This is a genomic window from Mycobacterium sp. IDUB_9 (assembly GCF_055419505.1).
Genome location: NZ_JBVAXU010000008.1, coordinates 165,394 through 181,223, shown reverse-complemented (window position 1 = coordinate 181,223; position 15,830 = coordinate 165,394). Strand labels below are relative to the sequence as shown.

Annotated in this window: 9 protein-coding genes; 1 reads left to right on the top strand and 8 read right to left on the bottom strand. The window is 67.9% G+C overall.

Annotated elements, in window-relative coordinates; genetic code table 11:
- Window positions 1-58: 58 nt before the first annotated feature.
- From ACZY08_RS26865 to hrcA, 4 genes are read right to left on the bottom strand one after another with little or no spacing between them, the layout of a single operon-like run.
- Window positions 59-832, bottom strand: a complete 774-nt coding sequence (locus ACZY08_RS26865) for a hypothetical protein (RefSeq protein WP_463747652.1) — start codon at window positions 830-832, stop codon at window positions 59-61.
- 38 nt (window positions 833-870) lie between these two features.
- Window positions 871-1,620, bottom strand: coding sequence for a 16S rRNA (uracil(1498)-N(3))-methyltransferase (locus ACZY08_RS26860; RefSeq protein WP_463747651.1), 750 nt, complete (start codon window positions 1,618-1,620; stop codon window positions 871-873).
- A 16-nt stretch (window positions 1,621-1,636) separates the two neighbouring features.
- Window positions 1,637-2,779 carry a molecular chaperone DnaJ gene (gene dnaJ, locus ACZY08_RS26855; protein ID WP_463747650.1) on the bottom strand — a complete coding sequence of 381 codons (1,143 nt, stop codon included), beginning with the start codon at window positions 2,777-2,779 and terminating at the stop codon, window positions 1,637-1,639.
- A 43-nt stretch (window positions 2,780-2,822) separates the two neighbouring features.
- Complete coding sequence (gene hrcA / locus ACZY08_RS26850; protein WP_463747649.1) at window positions 2,823-3,854, bottom strand: heat-inducible transcriptional repressor HrcA; 1,032 nt, start codon at window positions 3,852-3,854, stop codon at window positions 2,823-2,825.
- Window positions 3,855-4,060: 206 nt separating this feature from the next.
- On the opposite strand from hrcA, the gene ACZY08_RS26845 reads away from it, so the two are divergent.
- On the top strand, window positions 4,061-4,375 hold the full coding sequence (locus ACZY08_RS26845; protein ID WP_463747648.1) for a type II toxin-antitoxin system VapB family antitoxin: 315 nt from the start codon (window positions 4,061-4,063) through the stop codon (window positions 4,373-4,375).
- Between the two features lie 22 nt (window positions 4,376-4,397).
- Here ACZY08_RS26845 and ACZY08_RS26840 read toward each other — a convergent pair whose 3' ends face one another.
- The 4 genes from ACZY08_RS26840 to ACZY08_RS26825 are packed head-to-tail and all read right to left on the bottom strand — an operon-like array spanning window position 4,398 to window position 15,829.
- Entirely contained in the window at window positions 4,398-4,610 is a 213-nt protein-coding gene (locus ACZY08_RS26840; RefSeq protein ID WP_463747647.1) for an MbtH family protein, read from the bottom strand.
- Window positions 4,588-5,943: an NADPH-dependent L-lysine N(6)-monooxygenase MbtG gene (gene mbtG / locus ACZY08_RS26835; RefSeq protein WP_463747646.1), complete on the bottom strand. Its 1,356-nt coding sequence runs from the start codon at window positions 5,941-5,943 to the stop codon at window positions 4,588-4,590. The genes ACZY08_RS26840 and mbtG overlap by 23 nt, the downstream gene beginning before the upstream one ends.
- A complete protein-coding gene (locus ACZY08_RS26830) occupies window positions 5,940-10,364 on the bottom strand; it encodes an amino acid adenylation domain-containing protein (RefSeq protein ID WP_463747645.1) in 4,425 nt (1,474 codons plus the stop codon). Before ACZY08_RS26830 ends, mbtG begins: the two co-directional genes overlap by 4 nt.
- Complete coding sequence (locus ACZY08_RS26825; RefSeq protein ID WP_463747708.1) at window positions 10,361-15,829, bottom strand: amino acid adenylation domain-containing protein; 5,469 nt, start codon at window positions 15,827-15,829, stop codon at window positions 10,361-10,363. The genes ACZY08_RS26830 and ACZY08_RS26825 overlap by 4 nt, the downstream gene beginning before the upstream one ends.
- Window position 15,830: the final 1 nt, after the last annotated feature.

The following is a 15,830-nucleotide window of genomic DNA, read 5'->3' as shown; positions in this document are numbered from 1 at the left end:
ACGGGCCGGGCCCACTGACTGGGTAAACGCACAGGTCAGCGTAACGGGATGGCGGATCTTAGCCTGCGAACGCGTCCAACTTGGCCTGCACTGCGTCACCGTCCGGAGCGGCGTACATCTTCTTGGACCGGCGCTCGTAGGACGCGATGAACGGACACGAGTCGGCAGTACCCGACACCGTGCCCAGGTCCTGGACGACCTTGCCGGTCTTGGCTTCGCGGAGCTCGATCGTGTAGTCGGCGGAGTAGTAGTCGACGGTGATACGGCTCCCGTCGTCGTCAAAGACACACGGAATGGATTTCGCCTCGGTGCCCGTCTTTCGGTCCAGGCAGGCGACGACGTTGATCTTGGAGTACTCGTTGGACGTGGCCCATTTGTTGGAAGGGACCGACAACCAGGCTTCGCCCATGATTCCGAGCCCCTGGTAGAAGGCCGCGATGTTGTAGGGCTTGCCGTATTCCGGGGCGGTACTGATCCAATCCTTGTCGCAGACGTCGGAGAAACTGGATGCCGAGTAGGCAGTCCGGTCCTGTCCCTCACCGGAGACCTTGGCGACCCCGTACCCGATCACTGCGAGGACCGCGACGCTCAGGACGACGACGCCGCCGACGATCACCTTGCCGAGTCCTGATTTCTTCGGCTGAAGTGGCGGTCCAGCCGGAGACCAGTTCGGAGGCTGCCCGTACGGGGGCGGCCCGTATGCGCCATATGGGCCCGGAGCACCCGGCGCCCCGGGCCATTGCTGCGGATGTGGTGGCGGCCAGTGCGGGGGCTGCTGCCCGTAGGGCGACGGCGAACCTTGGGGCGGCGGGCCCTGGGGCGGCAAACTCACGAATGGAGCGTAATGCCTGGACAGCATGCCCGTCGGCGCTAAATCTCCCAGCGTCCCGTCAGCGCACCGATCGCCCCCAGCGCCACGGCCGCGGCCGTCGACGTCCGCAGAACGGTCGGGCCAAGGCGGACGGCCTGCGCGCCGGCCCCGGTCAGGGCCGCGATCTCCTCATCGGCGATGCCACCTTCGGGTCCGACGATGAGCATCAGTGAATCCGCCTGAGCCAGAGGCAGTTCGGCCAGAGGAGCGGTGGCCGATTCGTGCAGTGCGAGCACCATCGCCCCGGCGGCCACAGTGTCGGCGACACGTTGGGTCAGTGCCGCCGTGGAGACCACGCCCTCGACCGCCGGAATGTAGGTACGGCGGGACTGCCGAGCCGCCGAGCGTGCCACCGCTTCCCAGCGCCGCAGACCCTTGTCCACTTTCGGACCCTCCCAACGGGCCACACACCTCGTCGCCTGCCACGCGACAAACCTGTCCGCACCCGCCTCGGTCGCCAGCTCGACGGCCAGTTCTGAGCGGTCGGACTTGGGCAACGCCTGCACCACGGTCACGGTCGGGCGCGGGGCGCTGATGGCGGCCCGCTCGGTCACCCGCGCCGACAACTGGCCCTTGGCGGTGGCCTCGACGACGCAGTGGGCCAGCGTCCCGGCGCCGTCGCTCAGATCGATCTGTTCGCCGACCCGGATGCGACGCACGTTGGAGGCGTGGAAGCCCTCGTCGCCGTCGACGACGGCGAGCTCCCCCGCGCCCGGCAGTGCGTCGACATAGAAAAGCGCTGAACTCACTGTGCCGCCCGCAGTGTCAGCGGCCGGAGAACGTCTCGCGCAACCGGCTGAACAGACCACCGGAGCCCGCTGAGGCCTGCGTCGAACGCACCTCCGCCGCGTCGCGGGCCCGATTCTCCTTCAGCTTCCGCAGCAGGTCGATATCGGCGCTGTCCAGCCTCGATGGCACCACCACGTCGATGTGGGCGTGCAGATCACCGCGCACCCCGGAACGCAGGTGCGGCATGCCGTGGCCGCGCAATGTGGTCACCGCACCGGGCTGCGTGCCCGCGGGGATGGTCAGTTCGGTGGGCCCGTCGAGGATCGCGTCGACACTGACCGTGGTGCCCAGCGCAGCGTCGACCATCGGCACCGAGATCGTGCAGTGCAGGTCGTCGCCGTCGCGGACGAAGATCTCGTGCTGCTTCTCATGGACCTCGACGTACAGATCGCCTGCCGGTCCGCCGCCCGGTCCGACCTCACCTTGCGCGGCCAGGCGCACCCGCATGCCATCGCCCACACCGGCCGGGATCTTGACGCTGATCTCACGGCGGGCGCGCACCCGACCGTCACCACCGCAACGGTTGCACGGATCGGGGATCACCTCACCGATTCCCCCACACACGGGGCACGGACGGGTCGTCATCACCTGTCCCAGCAGCGAGCGCTGCACGGTCTGGATCTCGCCGCGACCATCGCACGTGTCACAGGCGACCGGGGTGGAATTGCCGTTCGTGCCCTTGCCCTGACACAGATCGCACAACACCGCAGTGTCCACAGCCACCTGCTTGGTCACGCCGGTGGCGCACTCCGCAAGGTCCAACCGCATTCGCAGGAGTGAATCCGCGCCGGGCCGCACCCGGCCGATCGGCCCCCGCGAGGAGGTTCCGCCACCGAAGAATGCCTCGAACACATCGCCGAGGCCACCGAATCCGCTGAACCCGCCGGGCGCTCCACCGACCGACTCCATCGGGTCGCCACCCATGTCGACGATGCGGCGCTTCTCCGGGTCCGACAGCACCTCGTAGGCGACCTGGATCTCGGTGAACCTGCTCTGGGCTTCCTGGTCGGGATTGACGTCGGGGTGCAGCTCACGCGCCAGCCGCCGATAGGCGCGTTTGATCTCTGAATCGCTCGCGCCTTTGCTCACTCCGAGCAAGCCGTAATAATCGCGTGCCACGCTGACCTTGCCTGACCTTTCTATGCCGGATCGACCGGCTGGATTAACGAGTACCTAGGACTTCGCCGATATAAAGAGCAACCGCCGCAACATTGGCGATCGTTCCCGGGTAGTCCATTCGGGTGGGACCTACCACACCCATTCCGCCGTACACCTTGCCCGAGCTGCCGTACGTGGTGCTCACCACCGACGTTCCCAGCATCTGCTCGGCCTCGGTCTCGTGACCGATCCGCACGGTTACCTTGCCCGCTTCCTGCTGGGCCGCCAACAGCCGCAGTACCACCACCTGCTCCTCGAGTGCCTCCAGCACCGACCGCAGCGATCCGCCGAAATCGGCGGTGTTGCGGGTCAGGTTGGCGGTGCCGCCCAGCAGCAGTCGTTCTTCGGTGTGCTCGACGAGGGTCTCTACCAGGACCGTCGCCGATCGGCCGACGGCATCGGCCAGTGCGCCGTGGCCGTTGAGATGCGTGGCCAGATCGCTCACCGCGATCGCCGCCGCCGTCAGCGGCTTGCCTTCCAACGCCTGCCCCAGCATCTCGCGGAGTTTGGACAGCTCATGCTCGTCGATCGCATCGCCGAGCTCCACGATGCGCTGATCCACCCGGCCCGAATCGGTGATGACCACCAGCAGCAACCGGGCGGGAGTCAGCGCAACCACCTCGAGGTGGCGGACGGACGACGTGGAGAGCGTCGGGTACTGCACGATCGCGACCTGCCTGGTCAGCTGCGCCAGCAGCCTCACCGCGCGCCGTAGCACGTCGTCGAGGTCGACCCCGGACTCCAGGAAGGACAGGATCGCGCGGCGCTCCGATGAAGACAGCGGCTTGACGTTGTCGATGCGGTCGACGAACTCGCGGTAGCCCTTCTCGGTGGGCACCCGCCCCGAGCTCGTGTGGGGCTGGGTGATGTAGCCCTCGGCCTCGAGCACCGCCATGTCATTGCGGACCGTGGCGCTCGACACGCCGAGGTTGTGACGGTCCACCAGAGTCTTGGAGCCGATCGGCTCCTTGGTGGCCACGAAGTCGGCGACGATGGCGCGCAGCACCTCGAAACGACGCTCGTCGGCACTCCCCACCAGTTCACCTACCCTTCGCAGCAGCGATGTGTGCGTTCAGCTCGGTTCATTTTACCGACCAGCAGCAGGTTTACCGATTCTGCGGTGACAGCTCCGGGTCATCGTGCCGAGCGACACCGGCGCGGGCAATCACCCACGAGGGTATTAACCTAGGCGACTATGCCGATGGCAACACCGCGCACTACTGCGACGGAGGCGGGCCGGCGATGATCTTCAAGGGCGTCCAAGAGGGCAAACCGTACCCGGAGCACGGGCTCTCCCACCGGGACTGGTCCCGCATCCCGCCTCGCCAGCTGCGCCTCGACGAGCTGGTCACGACCACCACAGTGCTCGCGCTGGACCGGCTGCTGTCCGAGGACTCGACGTTCTACGGCGACCTGTTCCCCCACGCGGTGAGATGGCGCGGCGACATCTATCTGGAGGACGGGCTGCACCGTGCGGTGCGTTCAGCCCTCCGGAATCGCACCATCCTGCACGCCCGGCTGTTCGACATGGACGCGCTCGCCCCGAACCTGGCCTAGCTGTTGGCGGATCAGTCCCCCGCTACTGTGCCATTGCCTCACGCAGGCTCCGGGGCCGCAGGTCCGACCAGGCCTGCTCGACATGGCTCAGGCACTCGGCCCGGCCGGCCGCACCGAAGATCACCCGCCAGCCCTCGGGCACATCGGCGAATGCCGGCCACAGGCTGTGCTGGTCCTCATCGTTGACCAGCACGTAGAACGTGCCGTTCTCGTCATCGAACGGATTGGAACTCATCGACTCTCCTCATCGAGGGGTTGGCCAGGTTCGCACCCAGCACCCGGTCGGACAACAGGCCGAGGCAGCTCAGGTTCGGGAAGCCCGGCCCCTGGGTGAGCCCGGCCAGCCCCGGCAGGAACAGTTTGGGGAACACGTCGTTCAGGGCCAGATCGTGCCCGATGTGCTCTTGAAGGGTGTCACCGGTCAGCGGACCGCCGAGCCCCAGCTCGAGTAGGTCCAGCGCGTCCTGGCTGAACAACGGCGCGAACCACAGCGCGTCGGCACCGGACCCGTCGATCACCAGGTCGAAGCCGTGCACCGTCTCGACCGCTTCGCCCCCGGTGTTGGTCGACAACGTCAACCGGATCCGCTCGTCGCGGGCCACCGCGTGGGCGACCCGGCCACGCAGATGACGGATCCGATCGTCGGCCAACAACGCGTCCTGCACCCGGGCCGAGAACACCCCACGATCGGTGCGGGCCAGGGCATCCCGGCGCTCGGCCATGGTCAGCCCGGTCCATCCGGTCGGGTCGGAGAACAGGGTGTTCTCGAAGAACCCCTCGCCGCGGGTGAACAGGGTGACCGTGGGCGAGATCACCGTGATCGTCGAAACCCGGTGGCGGAAAAGCTCGTTGAGCATCGACGCGGCGGTCTCGCCGCCCCCGATCACCGCCACCCGTTCGGCGTTGATCATTTCGTGCTTACCGGCCTGATGCCAGAACTGCGCGATCGACATCACCCGGGGATTGCCGGGCAGCACCGAACGTTCGGCCTGACCGGGCCCGGTCACCATCAGCCCGTCGGCGTACACGGTGTCCTCGGCGGTGTTCAGCACCCACCGGTGAGCGTCCGTAGAATTGCCGGCACCGTCGGCGTCGGCAGAATTGCCGGCACCGCCGGCGTCAGCGCCAACCGAGATACGTTCCACCTCACCGGAAACCACATTCATCCCGACGTCCTCGGCCACCCAGCCCAGATACTGACTCCAGCGTTTGTGGGTCGGTGCGGGCCGGCCCCGGTCGACCCATTCGGCGAATCCGCCGGTGGCGATCAGGTAGGCCTGCCAACTGTGCCGGGTCATCCGCTCGTCGAGTTCGGCGTTGCGCCGCGACACCAGAGACGACCGGTAGGGGAAGCCGACGTCCTTCTCCGGACCGGTGCCGAGGCGATGGTTACCGTCGGTCCAACCGCCGACGGCCTGCCAGTTGGCGGCCACCCCGGCGCGTTCGATGACGACAACGTCGGGGGCGGGCACGCCCATCGCCCGCAGCTCGGCCGCCTTGGCCGCCACCGCGATGGCCTTGGGCCCGGCACCGATGACGGCCAGGGTGGGAGCCGATGGGGCACTCATGTGATCACCTCTCGCAATGCGTCCAGCCACATCGCCTGCAGGGTGGCGATGTCCTCGGCGGACAGAATGTCGGGCAGGGTCCGCCATTGGGTGCCGAGCACGGCCGACCCGTCGCGGTCTATTACCGCGGCCATGACCGTCAGTTCATGGCGCACAGCGACATTCGGTTCGGGAACCGGAGTCACCCCGGTCTGCAACGAACGGTCCTGCAGTAGGGCATGGTCGGCCGCATCCAGTTCGATACGGCCCAGATAGTTGAGCAGTACTTGCGGATCCCGATGTGCGCCCAGCCGTTCGGCAGTGTCCTCGCGCAAGTACCGCAGCAACCCGTAGTCGATCGCGTCGCCTGGGATCGCGGCCACCTGCGCGGCGACCCCACGGGCGTCGTCGGCGCTCAACCGCAAGGGGTAGATCATGCTGAGCAACCCTGCGGTGTCGCCGGTATCGACCTCGTCATGATCTGACACCACCGCGTCGGACCGGCCGTGGGTTTCCAGCGCCAACACGGGCGCAGGGGTCGGCTGGCCGCGGTGGCGACGCCAGGTGCTCAGGGCACGGGCGGTCGCCGCGGCCAGCACCTCGGTCACCGGCACCGCACCGGTGAGCAGTCGGGCCGTCACGTCGGGCTCGGCGAAGGCCATCTTGATCGTCACATCGGCCATCCGGTCGGCGGACGGATCGATCCGCCGCGCGCCGATTTCCGGATCGTCGCCCTCGAACTGCTGCTCCCAGAAGCCGCAGGTGTCGAGCGTGGCCGCCCGCTCGGACAGCAGCCGGGACCACTGTCGCAGCGAAGTGTGCTCCCGCACCGGGAGTGGGGTGCGACCGGACGATATTGCATGCCAGGCATTTTCGAGCTCACCGACCAGGATCCGCCACGACGCCGGGTCCAGCGCCAGCACGTGGGCGGTGAGGATCAACAGGCCGTCTTCGGTCTGCGGGTGATGCAGCCACACCGCATCGAGCATCGACCCGTTCTGCGGATCCAGGCGTTGCACCGAGAGGTCAGCCTGCTCGGCCACCGCGGCATTGATCTCACCCGACCCGGTCGCCTCCGAGAACACCTCACCTGGTGTATGCGGAACCAAGGTCAGGGTCGCGCGGTCCAATCGGGTGCGCAGCACCTCATGTCCGTCGATCACGTTGCGCAGCAGTGCTTCCAGCTGATCTCGGGTCATCCCGGCGGGCAGGCGGAACACCTCTGTCTGTGCGAGCCGGCGCGGGTCGCCGTACTGGTAGAGCCAACGCCCGTTGGGCAGCAACGGGATCGGGCCGGTATCCGGTGGGGCTTCGTCGGCCGCGCCTTGCGCCCGCGCCACGGCGGCCGCATCGGCGTCGATCGCGGCCGCGAGTTCACGGACAGTCGCACAGTCCAACATCAGACGGGCGCGCAGCGCCACACCACGGCGCCGCACAGCCTGCACGACCGACAAGGCCACGATGCTGTCCAGCCCGAGATCGAGGAAGTCCGCGGTGACGTCCACGCCCGCACCGTCAGTGGTCCCCAGCACTTCGGCCAGCACCTGGGCCAGCAGCCGCTCCGTCTCGGTGGCGGGGTGCTCAGCCCCTTCGGAGCGTCCGCCGGTACCCAGCGCCGCGAGTGCGGCGTCGTCGACCTTGCCGTTGGTGGTCAGGGGGATCTCGTCGACGGCCACGATGTGGTGAGGCACCAGATGTCTTGGCAGGGTGTCGGTCAGCATCCCGCGCAACTCGGTGACCGGAGTATCGGTCACCACGTACGCAATCAGGCGCGGCCCGCTCCGGTGCTGCCGAACCGCCACATGGGCATGCCGCACCCCGGGGTGGGTATGCAGCGTCGCGGCCACCTCTCCGGGCTCCACCCGGAAGCCACGGATCTTGACCTGGTCGTCGCTGCGGCCGAGAAACTCGAGAGCATTCGAGTCCGGATTCCGGCGCACCACGTCGCCGGTGCGGTACATGCGGGCACCTGCGGTGAACGGATCGGCGACGAACCGTCCGGCTGTCTCTCCCGGCCGGCCGAGATACCCGCGGGTCAACTGGCCACCGGCCAAATACAATTCGCCGCACACACCGTCAGGAACCGGCCGCAGCCAGCCGTCGAGCACATAGGCCTCGGTCGACTCCGTGGGACGCCCGATGCAGGGCTGCGCGTACTCGCCGATCGTCGCGACGACGGCTTCCACGGTGGTCTCGGTCGGACCGTAGCAGTTGTGCGCAGACATCCACGTGCGCTCACATTCGGCCTGGATACCCCGCCACGTGGCGGTGTCGATGGCCTCGCCGCCGAGCGCGAGCACCGCCAGCGGCACCTGGGTAAGCAGGCCCGCGGCCCGCAGGGAGGCGAACATCGACGGCGTGGTGTCGATCATGTCGATCGCGAAGCGCCCGATGGTCTCCACCAGCGCCTCGGCGTCACGCTGCACCTCGTCGGCGACGATGTGCACGGTATGCCCGTCGAGCAGAGCCGCCAACGGTTGCCAAGCCGCATCGAACGTGAACGACCACGCGTGGGCCACCCGCAACGGACGGCCGAGTCGGGTGGCCGCCGGCTGCAGCAGCTGGTGGGCATGATCGGCGCAGTAGGCCAACAGGGCCTGATGGGTTCCGATGACGCCCTTGGGTTTTCCGGTGGTTCCCGAGGTGAACACGATGTAGGCACCCTGCCCGGGGTACACCGGTGCGGGCCGGTAATCGACGTCCGGCTCGGTACCGACGGACGCCAGCAGGGCCTCGTCGACGACGAGTGAGTGCCGGCCCGCGCCGATCTGACGCAGGATCTCGGCCACCCGTTCATCGGGCATGGCGGGATCCAGCGGCACGATCATCGCGCCCGCCTTGAGCACTGCGAGCATCGCGACCACGTAGTCGGGCCCACGGCGCAACCGGATCGGCACAGGAGTTTCGTCGTCCACGCCGCGCCGGATCAGCTCGGCGGCCAGGCGATCCGCAGCATCGTCGAGTTCGCGATAGCTGAGTTCTCCCCCGTCCCAGCTCAAGGCGACCGAACCGAGCCGCTCGGCAGCCGTCTCACTGAACGCGGAATGAAAGCCAGCGGGTAATCCGTCGTACATCTGAGCAATCTGCGGCGCACCGACGGCTTGCGACTCACCATCGAGGGTGACCGCGACCTCGCGCAGCGGACGCTCCCAGCAGTCCAACAGCCGCTGCACGACGCTCAGCACCCGCAGGCCCAGTGCCTGCGGATCGAGCATTCCCAGTGCCCCGTCGAGGGTTTCGACCAGCACGGTGAGCCGGCCGTGGCTGGGATGCGCGGCGATGGTGACGGGGAAATGCGACAGGCTCTCCAATGCCGAGGGCCGTAGCACCGCCTCACCGAGAGCGAATTCGTCACTGCCGACCAGCCCGCCGGGCGGGAAGTTCTCGTAGACCAGCAGTGTGTCGTACAGCTCGCCGATCCCGCCGAGCGAACGCAACTCGGTGTGGCTGAGGTAGCTGTGCTCGCGCAGCTCGGCGGCTTCGCGCTGCAGCGCCAGGCACTGATTCCCAACGAGCACCTTGGGGTCGACCCTGACCCGCAGCGGCACGGTGTTGATGAACAGGCCGACCATCGATTCCACTCCGGCCAGCTCGTCGGGGCGACCCGACACGGTGACGCCGTACACCACATCGGTGCGGTCGGTGAAAACCGAAAGGATTGTTGCCCAAGCCATCTGGAACAGCGTGTTGACCGTGACGCCGCGTCGCCGGGCGGCCTCGAGGATTTCGGCGGACTGCTGTTCGTCGAGGGTCACCTCGGTGCGTGCGGGCAGACCAGGCTCGGCCGTCAGTCCGGACAACACCGGCGACAACAACGTGGGGGCGTCCATGCCGTAGAGATGTGCCTGCCAACGCGCCCGGCTGGCCTCCTGATCGCGCCCGGCCAGCCAGCCGATGTAGTCGCGATATGGCCGGACCCCCGACGGCAGCGCTGCCACGTCGCCCTTGGCGCCGTAGAGGGCGATCAGCTCACCGACGAAGACCGGTAGCGACCAGCCGTCGATTGCGATGTGATGGGCAACAATCACCAGTCGCCAACGTTGCCCGGGCTTTTCGATGAGCACGAACCGGATCAGCGGCCCTCGACCCAGGTCGAAGCGCCGGGCGCGTTCCTCAGCTTCCAGGGTGAGCGCCTGCTCGTCATCGGCATGCACATGCCGCCACGGCAATTCGACGGCCGACGGGACCACCGCCACCGGGCGGCTCAGGTTCCCCTGGAAAAAGCTGGCCCGCAGGTTGGGATGGCGCACCAGCATCGCCTCGGCACAGGCCCGCAGCAGCTCGGCGTCCAGCGCCCCGTCGATGTCGGCGGCCATCGCGATGACGTAGGGGTCGGCGCCGGCGTCACCTTCGGTCAGGCCGGCCAGCGAATACAACCCCTGTTGCAGCGGGCTCAGCGCCAGGACATCCTCGACGCCGGGCGGCGTTCCGGTGGTCGTCACGTCGCGATCCCCTGGTCTTGGCCCCATCCCGCGGTCAGCGCGGCCAGCTCGTCGGGCGACAGGCCCGATGCGGACATCGGCTCATGGTGGACGTCGGCGACTGTTTCTTTCGTGGCCGACGCATCGATCGCGGCGGCCAGGTCGGCCAGGCCGGGATGTTCGAACACCATGCGCGCCGTCATCGCCACCCCGGCATCCCTGGCCCGTGCCGCGAGCTGCACGGCCAGGATGCTGTCGCCGCCAAGGGTGAAGAAGTCGTCGTACCGTCCCACTTCGGTCACGCCGAGGAGGGTTACCAGCATCGCCGCCAGGGTCTCCTCGGTCGGGGTGGCCGGCGGCTCGGCGGGTGCCGTCGTGGTGATGCGCGGACGGGTCAGCTTGGCGGTTTCGACGGTATCGGCCACCGTCAGCAGCGCACCGGTGAACTCCTCGGGCAGCGCGGCCCGCGCTGTCTCCAGGAAGGCTTCGGCGTCAGCCACTTCCGGCTCGAGCACCACGTACCCGGCCAGTGTCGTGGCCCCGCGGGCCTCCCAGTATCGGGTCGCCGCAGCGGCGACCCCGTCGAGGTCTTCCAGGGCGGCCTGCAGCCGTGGTTCACCCGCGGTGATGGGCTCGAGCCGCCCGTCGGTGGTCCAGCGGGCCCGGTCCCCGGTGCGGTACAACTGCCCGTCCCCGAACGGATTGGGCGCGAATCGATCTGCGCCGACGCCGGTGGCCGCGCCGGATGCCTCGTCCACCGCACCGCCGGCGTAGTGGACGTCGCCCACGACACCGATGGCCACCGGCTGCCGCCATTCGTCAAGCAGGTAGACGCGGTCGGCGCCTTCGGTCTGCGGCAGCCCGGCCGGCGGTGCCGCCTTGCGACTCCAGTCGTCGACCAGCAGGTCGCGCTCGGCCGGATCGAGAACCGAGATGTCGCGCACGGTCTGGTCGGCGTCGCCGGCGAATGCCGCGACGATGCGCTGCAGCCAGCCGACGAGGCGTTGTGCGGTGGCCGCCTCGTAGAGCTCGGTGCGGTAGATGACGGTGCCCCGATATCCGCCCTGCTGCCCGCCGCCGGCCTCGGCGAAGAAATTCAGCGACAGGTCCGCATGCGCCACGTCAAAGGTGGGTTCCAGTGCGGTGAAATGGGTTTCACCGTCGGCTCCGGTATCGATGACCTGACGTGCCGGCAGATCCTCACGCACGTGCACCACCACACCGAAAAGCGGGTTGCGCGACAGCGAGCGCACCGGGCTCACCGCGTCGACCACCCGGTCGAACGGCAGGTCCTGATTCTGGTAGGCGGCCAGTGCCATGTCGCGGGAACGCCCCAGCACCTCGCGCAGTGTCGGGTTGCCGGACAGGTCGTTCCGCAGCACCACGATGTTGATGAAGAACCCGATCAGCGCATCGAGTTCGGGGGCGGTACGCCCGGCTACCGGTGTGCCCAGCGCGATGTCGGTGCCCTGCCCGGCTTTGTGCAGGGCGATCGCAACGGCGGCCTGCAGCACCATGAACTCAGTGACGCCGAGCTCACGGGCGAGTTCGACGAGCTTGCCGCGGACGGCTGCGTCGATGGTGAAGTCGAGCGCCTTGCCCTCACCAGTGGGCACCGGCGGGCGCGGGAAGTCCGGTTGAAGGCCGTTCTCGATATTGTGGTCAGCCGACAGACCAGCCAGTTGCTTTGTCCAGTAGTCGCGTTGCTCACCGATTCGCTCGCCCGCGCTCGACAGCATTTCGGCCTGCCAGTCCGCGAAGTCGGCGTACTGGACCGGCAGCGGGGCCCACTCGGGCGTCGAATTGGCCCGGCGGGCGTGGTAGGCGGTCATCAGATCGGTGAACAGCACAGCGCCCGACCAATGATCGGCGGCGATGTGGTGAACCATCAACGACAGCACATGCGCACCTGGGGTGGACAGCACCGCCGCCCGAATCGGCCACTCGTTCTCCAGGTCGAAGCAATACCGCCGCTCGGCATCGAGTTCGCCCTGCAACCAGTCTTCACCGGTGCCCTCGGCTCGGCGCACCGTCACCGGGCCCGCGGGATGAATGACCTGGTAAGGGACACCGTCGATTTCGCGGTAGGTGGTGCGCAAGATCTCGTGCCGGGAAACCACATCGCCGACCGCCCCGGCCAGGGCCTCCACATCGCAGGGTCCGGTCAGTCGTGCTGCGAAGGGCACATTGTTGACCGGGTTCGGTCCGTCGATGCGGAACTGGAACCACTGCCGGTGCTGGGCCGCCGACATCTGCGACGGTCCGTCGTGCCGGACGGCCACGATCGGGGGCAGGCCCGTGCCGCTGCCCGATGCCAGTAATTCGTCGACCCGAGCGGCCAGGCCCGCCACCGTGGCGTTCTCGAACACGTCGGCGACCCCGAGATCCACCCCGAAGCGAGCCCGCACCGCGGCAACCAATTTGGTGGCCAGCAGGGAGTGACCGCCGAGATCGAAGAACGAGTCGTCGGCGCCGACACCGTCGCGCTCGAGCAATTCGCCGAACAGCGCGACGATCGCATGTTCGGTTTCGGTGTCCGGAGCACGGAATACTGTGGCCGAGCGGATCTCCGGCTCGGGTAGTGCCCGGCGATCGATCTTGCCGTGCGCCGTGATCGGGATCTCGGGCAGCTCGACGAACGCTGCCGGGATCATGTACTCGGGCAGCGCGGCCGTCACCCTGGCCCGGATACGGTCGACCTCCACCATTTCGGCATCGGCGGCCGGTGTGATGTAGGCGACCAGGCTCTTGCCCAGCGACGGCAGGTCGCTGACCACCACCACGGCCTGACCCACCGACGGGTCGACCGAGATGGCCGCGGAGACCTCGCCGAGTTCGATTCGGAAGCCACGGATCTTGACCTGCTCATCGGCGCGGCCGACAAATTCGATGTCACCGTCGGCGTTGCGCCGAGCCAGGTCGCCCGACCGGTACATCCGTCCGCCGGGGTTGAACGGATCGGCGACGAACCGCTCTGCCGTGAGGCGGGGGCGGTCGTGGTAGCCGTGCGCGACATGTGTTCCGCCGATGTAGATCTCACCGATCACCCCGACCGGTACCGGCTGCAACGCATCGTCGAGCAGATGGATCGTGGTGTTGATCTTCGGTGTACCGATCGGCACTATCCGGGCGCCCTGCTTGCCCTCCACCTTGTAACGCGTGCAGTTGAGCACCGTTTCGGTGGGACCGTAGAAGTTGTGCAGCAGCGAGTCGAACGTGGCGAGGAACTTGTCGGCGATCTCCCCCGGCAGCGCCTCGCCACCGATCGGCACGCGCTGCAGCGTGCGCCACTCGTTGACGCCGGGCAGCGAAAGGAACAGCCCGAGCAGCGACGGGACGAAGTGCATCGAGGTGATGCCCTCGTCGCGCAACAGGTCGGTGAGATATCCGATGTCGCCCAGACCACCCGGCTTCGGGATCACCAGGCGCGCACCAGCGGCCAGCATGCCGAAGATCTCGCCGATCGACACGTCGAAGCTCTGCGATGCCACCTGCAGCAGGCGTTCGTCTTCGGTGACCTGGTAATCGCGCCCGAACCAGACGAAGTACTCCGCGATCGGCCGGTGCGGCACCGGTACGCCCTTGGGTAAACCCGTGGATCCCGACGTGTAGATCAGATACGCCGTGTTGTCCGGGCGCAGCGGCCGGATCCGTTGAGCGTCGGTGGGATCGGTGGCCGGATAGCTCTCCAGGCCGTCGACCGGCTCGCGAAGAATGGTCTTCGGGTCGGAATCGGCGAGGATGTAGGTGAGTCGATCCTCGGGATAGGTCGGGTCGACAGGGAGGTACACGGCTCCGGCCTTGACGATGCCCAGCGCGGTGATGACCAGCTCCGGCGATTTTTCCAGCAGCACGGCGACGCGGTCCTCGGTGCCGATGCCCTGGCCTATCAGCCAGTGCGCCAACCGGTTCGCCGATTCGTTGATCTCGCGGTAGCTGTATTGCCTGCCCTCATAGACCACGGCGATGGCATCGGGGGTACGGGCGGCCTGTTCGGTGACCAGCGCGGCCAACGTGGTTCCCGGCGTGTCGAACTGCTCACCGGTGGACACTGCCCGCATCCACTCGGCATCCTCGGCGGTGAACAGGTCCAGCGCAGACAGCGGCCGATCAGGCTCGGCGAGCGCACTGTCGAGCAGCACGGCGAAGTGCCGCAGCATCTGCGCGGCCAGCTCGGCATCCATCACCTCGGTGAGATGTTCGGCCTCCACGACCGCACCCTCGGCGTCGAGCTCGACCATGAAACCCAGTGGCAGCTGGGTGTGTTGGCCGCGCAGGTCGGCACGGCCACACGTCACGCCGTCCGGGCGGAACCCGCCGCCGTCGGACTCGCGGAACCCGAAGCTCACCCGCGTCATCCGTTCGGCGCCGTGGCGCCGGTCCGGGTTGAGTTCGGCCACCACCCGGTCGAGGTTGACGCGCTGATGCGCGAACGCACCGATGGCGGTGTCCCGGGTTTCCGCGACCAGTTCGCGGAACCCGAGGGTACCCTGTGGCCGAAGCCGCATTGCCACCGTGTTGCCGTAATAGCCGATGGTTTCGTCGGTGTCGCGGTTCAGCACCGGGGTGGCGACCAGGAAATCGTCGGTATGGGTGTAGCGGTAGACGAGCGCACCGAACGCCGCGAGCAGCACCATGTACGGGGTGGCGCCGGTGTCGCGCGCCAGGGCCGACACCTGCTGGACGGTCCCGACGGACAACCGGACCGTGCTGCGCTGGGACCGGAAACCGCTGGGCACCACCGAACCCGCGGGCCCGGGCAACTCCAGCGGCTCCGGCGGATCGGCCAGGGCCTCGCGCCAGTAGGCCAGATCCGCATCGCCGTCTGGCGCCTCGGATACCGTCACGCGCGGTGTCTCGGCGAGCTGCGCCCCACCGTAGGCCCGGGTGAGGTCGGTGAAGAACACCCGCCATGAACCGTCGTCCCAGGCGATGTGATGGGCCACGAGCAACATCACGTGCTCACTCGGACCGGTCTTGATCAGCGTGATCCGCAACGGGGAGTCGCTGTTCAGTTCGAAGGCTGTGCCGAACTCGCGCTGGGCCAGCACCTCAAGGCGTAGCTTGCGTGCCCGCTCGGACTTGTCCGACAGGTCATGGAACATCCACCCCGGGGCCAGGTCATCGTGCACCGTCGCCGTCGGCTCGCCGTTCTCGTCGGCCTGGTAGGTGGTGCGCAGGATCGGGTGTCGTTGTGCCACCGCGTTGACGGCGTCGTGCAACCGCTCGGCATCGATCACCCCGTCGAGCCGGTAGGACAGACAGATGTTGAGCAGTACCCCGCTCGGATCGAACCCCTGCACGAACCACATCCGGCGCTGCCCGTCCGACAGCACCGTGGGATCGATCGGCGCACCTTGCATGCCGGTGGCCGATTGCCCGGAATCTCCCGATGCTGACGCGAGGCCCCGCTCGGCGAGCTTGCGCCGCATCAGCTCCAGACGCGCGTCGGAGGTGCGGGGGGCTGCCGGATCGGCACTAACCATG

Excerpts from the sequence above, each read along its gene's own strand:
- ACZY08_RS26825 (WP_463747708.1), bottom strand. The coding sequence starts at position 15,829 with ATGGTTAGTGCCGATCCGGCAGCCCCCCGCACCTCCGACGCGCGTCTG.
- ACZY08_RS26840 (WP_463747647.1), bottom strand. The coding sequence starts at position 4,610 with ATGAGTTCCAATCCGTTCGATGACGAGAACGGCACGTTCTACGTGCTG.
- ACZY08_RS26845 (WP_463747648.1), top strand. The coding sequence starts at position 4,061 with ATGATCTTCAAGGGCGTCCAAGAGGGCAAACCGTACCCGGAGCACGGG.
- mbtG (WP_463747646.1), bottom strand. The coding sequence starts at position 5,943 with ATGAGTGCCCCATCGGCTCCCACCCTGGCCGTCATCGGTGCCGGGCCC.